General features: G+C 30.0%; 9 protein-coding genes. All 9 read left to right on the top strand.

Features of this window, described 5'->3' with window-relative positions; genetic code table 11:
- Positions 1-220: 220 nt before the first annotated feature.
- The 9 genes from MHM83_RS07565 to MHM83_RS07530 all read left to right on the top strand — a co-directional run bounded on the left by MHM83_RS07565 (position 221) and on the right by MHM83_RS07530 (position 13,581).
- A complete protein-coding gene (locus MHM83_RS07565; protein WP_317039776.1) occupies positions 221-589 on the top strand; it encodes a tyrosine-type recombinase/integrase in 369 nt (122 codons plus the stop codon).
- Positions 590-603: 14 nt separating this feature from the next.
- Complete coding sequence (locus MHM83_RS07560) at positions 604-1,188, top strand: hypothetical protein (protein ID WP_239179066.1); 585 nt, start codon at positions 604-606, stop codon at positions 1,186-1,188.
- Positions 1,185-1,514 carry a hypothetical protein gene (locus MHM83_RS07555; RefSeq protein WP_239179064.1) on the top strand — a complete coding sequence of 110 codons (330 nt, stop codon included), beginning with the start codon at positions 1,185-1,187 and terminating at the stop codon, positions 1,512-1,514. Before MHM83_RS07560 ends, MHM83_RS07555 begins: the two co-directional genes overlap by 4 nt.
- A gap of 202 nt (positions 1,515-1,716) precedes the next feature.
- On the top strand, positions 1,717-2,037 hold the full coding sequence (locus MHM83_RS16240) for a helix-turn-helix domain-containing protein (protein WP_083574755.1): 321 nt from the start codon (positions 1,717-1,719) through the stop codon (positions 2,035-2,037).
- A 1-nt stretch (position 2,038) separates the two neighbouring features.
- Positions 2,039-2,359: a hypothetical protein gene (locus tag MHM83_RS07550; RefSeq protein ID WP_239179062.1), complete on the top strand. Its 321-nt coding sequence runs from the start codon at positions 2,039-2,041 to the stop codon at positions 2,357-2,359.
- 6 nt (positions 2,360-2,365) lie between these two features.
- Positions 2,366-3,283, top strand: coding sequence for a primase-helicase family protein (locus MHM83_RS07545; RefSeq protein WP_239179060.1), 918 nt, complete (start codon positions 2,366-2,368; stop codon positions 3,281-3,283).
- 1,209 nt (positions 3,284-4,492) lie between these two features.
- Complete coding sequence (locus MHM83_RS07540) at positions 4,493-5,041, top strand: JAB domain-containing protein (RefSeq protein WP_370641932.1); 549 nt, start codon at positions 4,493-4,495, stop codon at positions 5,039-5,041.
- 260 nt (positions 5,042-5,301) lie between these two features.
- Positions 5,302-7,092 (top strand): T9SS type A sorting domain-containing protein, encoded by a 1,791-nt coding sequence (locus MHM83_RS07535; protein ID WP_159432106.1) that lies wholly within the window; start codon positions 5,302-5,304, stop codon positions 7,090-7,092.
- A gap of 12 nt (positions 7,093-7,104) precedes the next feature.
- Positions 7,105-13,581, top strand: a complete 6,477-nt coding sequence (locus MHM83_RS07530; protein ID WP_239179058.1) for an FG-GAP-like repeat-containing protein — start codon at positions 7,105-7,107, stop codon at positions 13,579-13,581.
- Positions 13,582-13,583 lie beyond the last annotated feature (2 nt).

Below are 13,583 nucleotides of genomic sequence, written 5' to 3'. Positions count from 1 at the left end.
AGTAACAACCAATCAAATTGCGTTAAGAAAAGAAGATCTACAACTTCTATTAAAAAAGGAAATGCCGTCTAAAAAATTAGAACGAGTTAAAGACATATTTATTTTTTTCATGTGTAACAGGAATGCGCTTTGGTGAGTTAAAGTTTGTTTCAAAAAATACCATAAACGGTAAAATACTATTACTTAAAGAAGAAAAAGGCTCTGGTAAAAAAGCAGAGAAATACCACTTAGCAATATCGCTTTACATATTTTAAACAAGTATGATTATACCTTACCTCTAATAGGTAATCAAAAATTTAATGACTATGTAAAAGAAGTTTTTGAAAAAGCTGGATATACACATAATGTTATAAAAACATCTACAAGAGGTAAAGAAATACTTCGAGAAGAAAAGCCATTTTATAAAAGGATAAGCTCTCATACAGCTAGAAGAACCTTTATTACTATGATGAAAAGAAATGGTAAGAGTGATAAACTAATAGCGGAAATTTCTGGACATAATGATATGAAAACACTAAATCAATATTACCAAGTTTCAAATGAAGATGTTAAAGATGCTGTAAATGAAACTTTTGATATAAAATTTTAAAAGAATAGTAAAAAATGAATTACGGAAAAGAGTTTATAAAACTATACAATGAAGAACTTTCTGCTTTTAAAAAAGTTATTACAGAAAGAATTGAAAAAGACTATGGATCTCCTGAAATGGCAAATGATTTATACTCTAAGTATAACAGCGAAATTCAAAGAAGGGTTAATAATCTTAAAGAAAAGGATAATATAGGTATGAAGGAATCATCTTTAACTGGTATATCCTTAGGTTATATGTATGGTAAAGAGTATAAATTTAATAGAGTAGAAAATATAATAAACAGAGATGTGTATCAATATTTTTTAAGTAATGGAAAGTGTTCTCAGTATAAAAACTTTAGTCATTTCATTCAGTGTTTTTCAAAGTCCTTAACTCTTCATAGTTATAGAAGCTTTTTGAACGAAAACAGAAAGCTTTTTTATTCTTTATTAGATGAAGAAAAAGCAAATGAATTTTTTAATATAAAGTATATTAAAGATGATTTAAATGTATTGACTATAAGTAAAAAGCATTTAGAAACTTCTGAAAATAAAAATAAAGAAAACTTTACTTTACAAGAAGTTGATAAAAAGCAGAAACAAAGAATGTTAACTTGAATAAAGAAAAACATGAAAATCCTTTTACCGAAGAGGAAAAATTTATTTTAATACATTATTTGTTTAAACATGAAAGATCACAAGAAAAGAAGTTATCAGTTTATGAATTAACTCTAATTTTAAAAATTTCTTGTGGGGTATTTACAGATAAAAGACTCGAAAAAGTTAAAGATACTGTTTATGAAAAATATCATAAAGGGTATGATTACTATAGTGTCTCGAAGAAAGAAAAGAGAAATAAATTAAATATTTTAATAGATAAATATGAAGCCTATGAACTGAAAGTATTCTCACAATATTTACACAATCAGCTTTCAAAAATATAATTTTTTACTCCAAAAGTTACTGATTTTATTAATTAAATATTGTTTAAGTTGTTGAAATTTAATTTGTTGTTTTGCTCCAAGCTTCCCCCGAGCTTACTCTATCTTCTTTAATTTTACCATTAAACCAATAATCTTTGCGGTAATAAAACATAAATATTCAATCCATGAATATTAGTAATTACTGAATATGGTATGTTTTTAAATATTAATTAAAATAAAAAAACATATTCTGAAAAATATAATAGTAACAACACCAGAAGAACTTATAGGTTTAATTGATACAGCAGTATCAACAAGAATCAATCCATTAGAAGATTTAATCAACAGTAAGTTAAATCCAAAAAAAGAAAATGTAACGGTTAAAGAAGCAGCAAAAAGGTTAAACGTTACAGAACTTACGATAAGAAACTACATTAAAAAAGGAGTTATTGATGCCTCAAAAATAGGAAGAAGAATTGTTATAAACCTTGAAGCTTTGGAGAATACATTAAAGGAGGTTAAATCTTTGAAATATCGTAGATAGTATGGAAGATTTTAATATGCAAAGTGAGTTTTTTAATAATAATTTGATTCTTATAGCTGATAATCTTCAGTCAGAAATGTACAAATTGAAAGTCAACAGAGTATCAGATTTTCTGTTAAGTAAACATTTAGAATTTTATACTAATGAAATAGATAAGATTAAAGGTTTGATAGGAAATAATCCGAGGTTTAAATGGCAACTTTTAGAACAAGAAATTGACTCTAATTTTAAAAAAGATAAGTCATTAACGGTAGCAAATATTTTTTTCGACTGGAAACATGATGTAAGTCCTAATAGAGTAGTGCTAAACTTTAAACTATAGGTTGTTATGGATTATGTTAGAATAGGTACAGATTATTACAAGATCTGTAGTGTACCGCTTTATTGTGGAGACGTAAATAGAACATTGTTTAAATGGTCAAAAGGTGAAATAATTACAGATAAAGGCAAAGACTTTTTGCAATCAATCAAGAAGTATGATGGCTTTATTACTATCCCAGATCATCAAAATTATAAACAAGAGATAAATTCTTTTTATAATCAATATGAAAAGTTAGAATATAATTTAGAGGAAGGTAAGTTTGATAAAACAAAGGAGTTTTTGAAACATATTCTTGGAGAACAATATGAGTTAGGTTTAGATTATCTTACATTATTATGGCAAATTCCAACGCAAATTTTACCTGTTTTATGTTTGGTTAGCAATTCTCGGAACACAGGGAAAACTTCATTTTTAAAATGGTTGAAACTTATATTTCAAGGTAATATGACTATTAATAAAAATGAGGATTTTAGAAGTCGATTTAATAGCGACTGGGCATCTAAACTAATTATTTCAGTCGATGAAGTTCTTTTAGATAGAAGAGAAGATAGTGAGCGAATTAAAAACCTTTCTACTGCGGGCACGTATAAAATTGAATCTAAAGGAAAAGACAAATTAGAAACCAATTTCTTTGGTAAGTTTATATTGTGTTCTAATAATGAAGAAAATTTTATTCAAATAGATGAAAACGAAATTCGCTATTGGGTAATTAAAGTAAACTCTTTTCAAGTTGAAGATGTAGATATGTTGGAGAAGTTAAAAAAAGAAATTCCTCATTTTTTGCATTTCTTGAATAAACGAAAAATTGTTTCAGAAAGAAAAACAAGAATGTGGTTTACAAAACAACAGATTTATACGCCTGCGTTAGATAAAGTTGTAAAAGGAAACAAAACATATTTAAGTCAGGAAATAAAGAAATTATAACAGATGATTTCATTGCGTTTGAAGTTGATGTTTTGCGTTACACCGCAACAGATTTATTTGAAAAGTTAAGTAAAGGATTAAGAACCACTCGGTCAAAAATATCAAAAAGCTTGAAAAATGATTATAAGTTAGAGCCTTTTAATGGAAGTTATAAAAAATTCTATTTTACTCTAAATACTTCACAAAAAACAATAGCTGATTTTGAAATAAAAAAAGAGAGGTACTATGAGTTTTTAAAAAGTGATTTCATAGACAGCTCGTTGACTGTTGACAAAGTAACTCATTCGTGAGTAAAATAGCAACATTCAGAGGTAAACAAGAGTTCAACAGTTAGTCAACACAAAACGCAAAAAATGCATGTTGACCAACTGTTGATTTTTTGTTGAATCTGTAACCCTTCTTTTATATAGGGTTATAGTTATTGTTCAACACAGCAACAAAAATTTAATTATTAGTTTCTTTCTTAATTAAGTTAATTATTACGTTTTGCGTTAATTGCGCAAATTGAATAAAAAACGCAAGAAAGTGCAAAGTCATCTGTCAAAAGAAAATTACAACGGCTACCAAGAAATATAAAAAGGATAATTATGCTACAGGAACTATACACCTATGTACAAACTGACTTACTATTGCATTAACTGTTATGATACATCATAATAATTAAAACAGAGTTTTAAAAGCAAGAGAAAACCAATCAATGAGGAAACCTCAAAAAAAGGAAGAATTAAATAATGCGGTAAATGTATTTCAGGATTAAGCAAAAAGAGCAACGATAAACGCAAAATTGTAAATTATGTTTTTAAAACATATGTAATGTGTTTGTTTATAGTTTTTTAAATGGTATTAGCTATACTTTTGATGATTTTTAGAGCAACACAAAAGAGCATACACGCAAAAAGCGCAAGAAAACATAAAAGTTATATTCTTTACATATGTAAACCAACTTACGGAATAGTTTCTATGATAAATGATATTAATATGCTCCACGTAAGAGTATAAATAAAATGATGCAATCCTAAGAGAAAAAATAACAATAACTAATTATTGTGATAAGAATGGCACTATTATACACAATAATTAATGAGTATAATTTACAGTAAAAAGAAACAAAATAAAATCTTATTTTTGTTTTTATGGATATAAAATTGACAGAACAAGAAAAGATAAAAATCTTAAATTCCGATGATATTTACGGAATAATGCAAAAAAATATTACTTCGTGAAAGTAAGATAGACCAAAACCGTGAACACTTTTGGGTTATAGGGCTAGAAAACAACAACCGTATTCTTTTTATTGAGTTAATAAGCTTAGGTACTATCAATGCTACTTTGGTAGAACCTATGGAAGTTTTTAGTCTTGCATTGCAAAAAAGAGCTGTAAAAATAATGTTATGTCATAACCACCCAAGCGGTGAGTTAACTCCGTCAGAAAATGACAAAAACCTAACAGATAGGTTGATACAAGTAGGTATTATAGTAAATACACATGTAATAGATCATTTAATTATTTCTGATAAAAGTTATTTGAGTTTTGCTAATACTGGTCTTTTACAAGAGTTAGAGAAAAGTACTAAATACGTACCTAAATATGTACTAGAGCAACGTCTTAAAAAAGAGGCTGCTGAAATTGCTAAACGTAATGAAAAAATAGAAATAGCTAAAAACTTGAAAAGGAAAGGTATTGATACAGGTACCATTGCAGACTCCACAAGTCTTACTATCGAAGAGGTGGAGAAGTTGCGTGTTAAAAAGAAATAACAAATTACTTCAATGAGTTAAAAATTATCTTTTAAGAGTTATACTACAATTTAATATACCTTCCTTTACTGTAACGTTAAAAACATCTCTATTTGGTTTGAAATAGTAGATGTAGCTAAAAGTATGAACCTCTTTGTTTTTCATGATTACAAATACCTTTATAGTGTGTCTTGTTAGTAAGTTGCTGTTTATCATGAAAATAAATTTGTTTTTTTTGAAAATAATATTACATTTATACCGATTTTTTTAAAAAAAATTCTATGAAAACAAGACTACCTTATGTGGTTATACTCTGTTGTATAACTTTTTTTACTGCAAATTCTCAAAACTTACTGAATACTAGTTCGTGGACAGTTGGTACAGGTTCTGTATCAGGTTTTAGTCAGAATGGTACTACTTCAGAAAATAGTAGAGAATATGGAATTGGACCTGAAGGAGCAAGTGTATTACTATGGAAAGCTACCCCTGATGCTTCTAGTAATGCTGACGGTGGCTGGAACTCTTCTTATTCAAACATAGATCATACAAAAACCTATCGCTTAGTTGTTTGGTTAAAAAAGACAAACTCAAATGATGGGAGTAGTTATTTTGGTTGTCAAGAGTGGCAAAGTAGCTCAGATATGAGTCTACAAAATTATACCATTTTAAAGTTAAATGGAGACATAAGGCAGAATCCTTATTTTTGGGCAGGAGATTTACCCCAACTCAATAAATGGTATATGTTAGTAGGGTATGTTCATGGAAGCAATTATAATTCAGGTTTAAACTACGGTGGAATTTATGATCCTCTCACAGGAAATAAAGTTGTGAATATTACTGATTATAAATTTTCTTCCTCTACAACAAAGTTAAGGCATCGAACATATTTATTTTATGACACAAACACCTCTGATAGTCAGTATTTCTACGCACCAAGAATGGAGTTAGTAGATGGAAATGAACCATCTATTCAAGAACTGTTAGGATTAAATAAAAGTAATGATCCATCAAATATGTTAGATTATTCTAAGTGGGCTGTAGGAACAGGTAGTACTTCAGGGTTTACTAGAAATGGAGCTGAAAATGAAAATGTAAGAGAGTTAGGAAAAAATCATGTAGGAGAAGAAGTTGTATTATGGAAAGCTGTTCCTGGATCGGCTAGCGATGCTGATGGTGGTTGGAGTACTGGATGGATTAATGCATCAGATGATGTGTCTTATCGTTTTAGTGTATGGATAAAAAAAACAAATTCTAATTATGGGTCAACTTATTTAGGTTTTTACGCCAATAATGAAGGTTCTTTAAAACTTGATGGGACATATAATAAAAACCCTTATTTCTGGTCTGGTGATTTACCTAAATTAAATAGATGGTATTTAATTGTAGGCTACGTTCATAAAAGTAGTCATACAGGAACAACAAATACAGGTGGTATTTATGACGGTACTACAGGAGAAAAAATAAGAACAATAACTGATTATAAGCTTAAAAATACAGTAACAGCTTTAAGACACCGTTCATATTTGTATTATGATACAAATATACTAGATAGACAATATTTTTATGCCCCTAGAATAGATAGAATAACAGGTAATGAACCAACAATCGAAGATTTATTAAGAATAAACAATGAATCGAAATTAATTGTATCTTATGATGTAGCTGGAAATCAAACACAAACTTTTTATTGTGGGGACCCTTCATATTGTTCGCCTCCAGCTGCTAAAAAAGTAAAAGAAGAGGATGAAACTCCTTCTTCAATAATTGTGAGTAATGATGATGAGAAAGAAGAAAAGGAAGATGTAGAAAAGGAGAAAGAGGTTTTCAATAATGACGTACATATTTACCCGAATCCAACATCAGATTATACCATTCTTAATTTAAGTGATGATTTGTTAAATAATCTACACTCTATAAAACTATACAATTCAAATTCAGTTTTATTAAAAAACATTAAAGTAACAAGTAATAGCATTCAATTAGATATGAGTACTATGGCAGTAGGAATGTATTTTGTTCATATTCATTTGAATAAAGGAAAAAGTATTACAAAAAAAATTGTTAAAAAGTAAAAGTTCAAGAAGATGAAAAGAAATTTATACACTTGTGTTTTATTTTTATTGTTTGTAGGAATACAATTTTCTAATGCACAAGACCCTAATGTAGTAGGGGGTAATTCTTCTGTTAAGATAAAGTACAAGAAAATAAAATTAAAGACAGAAAAAACATTTAATGAAGCTAGAAATTCGAGCAATGTTGCTGCTAGAACACCCGTTGAACCTTGCCTTGTGGATCCTAACACAGGAGAATGTGTTGATCCAGGTCCAATTGACCCAGTAACCACAACAGAAGCAGGAAGTACCGCAGGTAGTTTATCAGTTTCCTTAACAGGTGGTGCAAGTTATTCAATACCTATTATGATACCTCCGAGTATTAAGAATGTAGCCCCTAACATTGCTATTAGCTATTCAAGTCAAGGAGCAAATGGTTTAGCAGGTTGGGGATGGAATATTTCAGGGCTGTCTACAATTAGCCGAATACCTGCAACGAAATATTATGATAATAAACATGATGGAATAGACTATAATGACGATCGTTTTTCCATTGATGGACAACGATTAATTTTAAAATCAGGTACATATGGAGCAAATGGCTCTATATATCAAACAGAAAATTACTCAAATATTAAAGTAGTTGCTCATGGAACATCCCCTTACGGAGTTTCTTATGGTCCTGAATACTTTATTGTATATTATCCAAACGGAACTAGAACTTGGTATGGAAAATCAGGAAATTCAAGGAGTAGATTAGAATGGGCTATTTTTAGATCGCGTGATCCACAAGGTAATTATATAGATTATAATTACCAATCAGATAATGGATTATTAAGCATAAAAACAATTAATTATGGAGGAAGAGTTGGTGGGACATCACCAATGAATCAAATAAACTTCACATATACTACGAGAACTAGATCAGAAAGTGTTTATGTAGGAGGAAATCATTTTAAGAGAACCAATTTGTTAAAAAATATTCAAGTTACTTCTAGTGGTAACCAATATAGAAAATATGAACTGAATCATAGTTTAACATCTTTAGGTTACCAACGGTTAACCTCAGTGAAAGAATACAATTCTGAAAATAAAGGTTTAAATCCTATTACCTTTAATTATGAGAATACATCAAATACATTAGATATTTATAGTTCTAAATTATATTCAACCACTTCAGTAGATATTAAAAAATCAAAAATGGTTGGAGGTGATTTTGATGGTGACTTGAAATCAGATTTTCTAATTTTTGACCCGACTAAAAAAGATAAATTATATGTTTATCAAGATGTGTTTAAGAACTCAAGCTATAACTTGGCATATGAAATAGCTACAGGAAAGTTTGAAGATGTGTTTTCTAACACTATCTTATCTCATAATAATAAAATCTTAACTCAACAAGCTATCACAACAGTTAGTGAAACAGCGAGCTCTACTTCTACTAACTCATCGATAAGGTTTAGAACTTTTGCTATGGCTGCTTATGGACCTGTTCATCAATATGATAAAGTTTGGAATACAAATAAATATAGAAGTGATAGCTATTGTGGAAGTACTCATTATTACACTATTCCTAAAAAATATGTAACAGGAGATTTTAATGGAGATGGGCTAACAGATGTTATTGCAATTGATAAACCTTACACCTCAAGAACATGTTATCAAAAAAGAGATTGTGGAGGTGGTTTAGACGAACCTATTCCTTTGAAGACTTCAGAGGAAAAAGAAAAAATAGAGAATAGTAATGTAGAAGAAGCTAGGTTGCCTATTGAAGAGTGTTGTGAGTGTGATACTTATACTCAAAATAAATATAATGCAAAAGTTCATTTTATTGATTTAAAAAGAGATGTAAATTCAAATTTCGCAAAAGTTTCAGGATACTTAAGAAAAGGAGTAAGTTTAAATGACTTAATAATACCAGGAGATTATAATGGGGATGGTAAAGTAGATATAATTCATGTTTCTGATGGTAAAATTTATGTTTACACATTAAATGATAATAATAATTTAGAGTTATTATATGAGGAATCAGACCCAATAATTAATACTGATTATTCCATTTTACCAGGAGACTATAATGGAGATGGAAAAACAGATTTTGCAATACCAACTAAAGATAAAACTAGTACTTGGAAATTTTTTATTTCAAAAGGTGAGAATGGATTTTATAAGTATGAGAAAGATGTTGTATATTATTTTAAAACTTATGTAGGAGAAGTAAAAACGATTGTTAACGGTTGGTTGATTATTAACCCTTTATATATAGGGAAGTATTATGCTAACGATTTTAATAATGATGGAAAGTCTGATATAATGCAACATTATACTATTTCTCCATATAATTCAAATATAATAAAACAAGTTCCTGTTCCTGGTAAGCCTCAAAAGTCATATTTGCATTATTATGAAAATTCAGGAAATGAAAATTTCAAAAAGATCCTTACGAAAGAGTTAGATGAAGATTTTTATAGCAAAGATGATGTTAGTTTATATTTAGATATAGATGGGGTTGATGATAAATCTGAGTATTCGTATATCTATGGAAACACATTATATGCATATAAATATTTGAAAGATCACCGAAAAGATGTTTTATTAAAGAGTGCAACAAATAATGGTGTTAAAACAACTGTGGAATATGAACGTTTAGGAATGCCAGAAAATAATTATGGACCAATAATTTATACTGAAAGTTATAATCAAATTTATCCTTACATAAATGTTAATAAATCACCTTCATTTCAGTTGGTAAAAAAACTAATAGAGGAAGGTGCTGGTGTTAAGCGTTATCAAGATTTTAGGTACGAAGGTGCAGTATCTAATGTAGACATAGGGTTTCAGGGTTTTATAAAAACAAAACGGAGTAATTGGTATGGAAATGGTGTAAGTACGTTATGGACAATTTCAAAATATGACCCTTTAAAAAAAGGGGCACTTACAGAACAGTGGGTTTCTACTTCCTATAACGAAGGAAGTAATTACATATCTAAAACCTCAAATACCTACAGTTCAAATTTAGCAAACAATAAGGTGTTTACCATAACTCCTACAAAAATAGTACAACATGATGCTTTAACAGGAGTAACCACAACAAAAACATTAACCTATAATTCCTATAAAAATCCATTAACAGAATATACAACTTATAACGGAGGTAGTAAAAATATTACATATGCATACAGTAATAATAGTTCTGTAAACAATGAATATTATCATGTAGGTAGGCTTGTCAAAAAAGTAAAAACCAATACTATTGGAGGGAATGCTTTTACAACTGAAGAAGAATATGTATATAGTAACAATCTTTTAACGCAACAAAAAGTAAAAGGAAATAGCACTTCTTGGAATACAGAAAGCTTTACCTACGATGCTTACGGTAATGTGACTGAAAAAACACTAACTCCAAGCGGAGATGTTGTAGCAAGAAAAGAAGAATTCAAGTATGATGAGACGAAACGTTTTTTGACTGAATCAACTGATATAGAGCGACAAGTAACCAAGTTTACTTATGATGTTTTTGGTAACCCATTAACGACAACCAACCCGTACAATCAAATTACTACATTTACCTATGATGGCTGGAATCGTTTAATTTCAGAAAAAAATTACTTAGGAAAAATAACAACTTTTTCTTATACCAAACTAAGTGGAGGTGGGTTGAAAAAAACAACCAACTACCCGCAAGGAGCTGATGAGATTGAAGAATATAATGCTTTGGGTTGGGTTACCAAAAGAGGTAGGTTAGGGCTTAATAATAAGTGGACATACAAAAGTGTGCAATATGATGTTGTTGGAAGAGTTATAAAGGAAAGTGAACCATATTTCAGCTTTCCAAGTCAATGGAATACCACTTCATATGATGATTATGGTCGAGCAATAGCTAGAACTAGTTTTAACGGTTTAGTAGCTAACATTAGTTATAGTGGTTTAAGAACTACAGTTGATGATGGTGCTAAAACAGTAAAGACAACCAAAGATGGTAGTGGTAATATTGTTAAAATGGAAGACCCTGGCGGAACTATTACTTATTCATATTATGGTAATGGAGTAATGAAATCTGCTAACTATGGTAGTCATGTAGTAAGCACTGAAATAGATGGTTGGGGAAGAAAAACAAAACTAACAGATCCCTCTGCTGGTGTATACACTTATGAATACAACAGTATTGGGGAAGTTTTAAAGGAAACTACTCCAAAAGGATATACAAAATACGATTATGATGAGTATGGTAAGATTATAACAAAGGATATAAAAGGAGATGAAACAAACATATCTCTGAAGTATGAATACAATGCCGATAACTTGTTAGAATATATACGAGGAAAAAATGTTAGAACTAATGAAGATTACTTATACACTTACCTATATGATAGTCAGAAAAGACCTTATAAAACTAAAGAACAAAATGGGAAAGCATACTTCGAACATCAAGTAATAAGGGATTCATATGGTAGAGTGAATGTTGAGACTTATATTAGTAAAAACTTAGGAAACAGCATAAGTAGTACAGTTAAAGTTAAAAACGTATATGATGCAAACTCAGGTGTTTTAACAGAAATACAAGATTACAACGCGAATACTATTTTATGGAAAATTAAAGAAGTAAATGAAAGAGGACTGGCAAAAGAAGTATTGTTAGGTAATGGCATGATTAAGAAAAGAACCTATGACCAATATGGTTTTTTGACAAAAATATTAGACCAAACTTCTGATGCATCAAAAAAAGCCTTACATCTTGATTATAGTTTTAACACAGTTCGAGGGAATTTAAACACTAGAAAGAACAATAATTTAGGCTGGAATGAAAACTTTAGTTATGATAACTTAGATCGTTTAACCAATATTTCTGGTTCGGTAAGTAGAGCACAAGAATACGACGGTCGAGGTCGTATTACTTCCAATTCAGTATTAGGAACGTATAATTATGGTAGTACTACTTCGTATCGTTTACAAGAAGTAGACTTAAATACTCAAGGAGATTTATATTATCAAAATCACCCTTTGCAAAAAATTAAATACAATGCTTATAAAAAGCCTATATCAATTTCAGTAAAGGATAAAGCTAAAGTAGATTTTGAATATGGTTTATTACAAAACAGGAGTCACGCCTATTACGGAGGAAATGAAGATAATAAGCTACATCGTAGGTATCAAAAACACTATTCAGCAATAACTCCAGTTGAAATAGAAGTAGATAAGCAAGGAAACACAAAAATTATTACCTATATAGGTGGAGATGCCTATTCAGCACCCCTAATGCATGTAAAACAAACAGCTTCGGGTAGTGCTAATGGCTATCACTATTTACATAGAGATTATTTAAGTAGTGTTCTGGCTATAACTAAGAGTGATGGAACAGTACAAGAACAACGTCAATTTGGAGCATGGGGAGAAGTAGATAAGTTTAAAAGTTTAAATAGTGAAATTGATTATGAACACGATACAACTCTAATAAATAGAGGCTATACAGGGCATGAACACTTTATGGGAGTGGCTTTAATACATATGAATGGGCGTATGTATGATGCGAAGTTAGGTCGTTTTTTGTCTCCTGATAATTACATGCAAAAACCTTTTAGTACGCAAAGTTTTAATCGTTTTGGGTATGTTTGGAATAATCCGCTTAAATTCACTGATCCAAGTGGGGAGATTTTTTGGATGGTTGTTATTGCATCTGCTGTTTTTGGCGGTGTTGTGGGAGCATCACAAGCTGTTAGCCAAGGAAAGCCTTGGTATCAAGGTTTTTTGAAAGGAGCCTTTGTTGGAGCTGTTGGAGGTGCATTAGGTCAGATAGGAGGGGGAGGTTTTTTGTCTAATGTATTAATGGGGGCAGTTCAAGGTGCAGCGGTAGGTGTTCTTAACTCTGTTGTGTGGGGAAACAATATATGGAATGGTTTAAAATCAGGAGCTTTATGGGGAGCAGCGTTTGCAACTGTAACTTCTGGAATTGAAGCAACTCAAAATGCTATTAAAGGGCATGGTTTTAGAACTAATGAAGGGGTGTTAAAAAAATATATAAAAACAGGAAAATATAAGAGCGCTATGAACTATGTGCAAGACACTTATAAGTTAGAAGGTCCAAACTATTATTATGACTCTGAATTAGAACATTTAGGAGTAACCAATACAGATGGGAGTATAGGGATAGGAATTGATGCTTTTGAATCTTCGGATATTTTAAAATCTACTATGGCTCACGAATATGGTCACTATATTAATGATATAGCTGTACATAATGGAGAAAAAGTTTTGAAAATTTATGGTAGAGCTGAATGGAATAATTATGATGGAACTTCTGGTTATAAAGAAGCCATAAAGAGAAGTGGGGAAATGAATATAGGAATAAAAACCTTAAAAAGATTAAAGTATTTTGAAAGTAATCCTGAATGGGTCAATATTTGGGAGTATGGCAATACAGTTATGTTAAATGAGGCTCCCTATAATCCTGTTTGGTATGCTAAAGGAGTATTAAAGAATAAATGGTGGTATACTTTACCTAAGAGATTTTAAAC

Origin of the sequence: Tenacibaculum sp. Mcav3-52 (assembly GCF_022347665.1) — a bacterium.
Taxonomy (GTDB): domain Bacteria; phylum Bacteroidota; class Bacteroidia; order Flavobacteriales; family Flavobacteriaceae; genus Polaribacter; species Polaribacter mesophilus.
The sequence above is the reverse complement of the archived record's forward strand: the minus strand, read 5'-3'. Positions and strand labels throughout refer to the sequence as shown.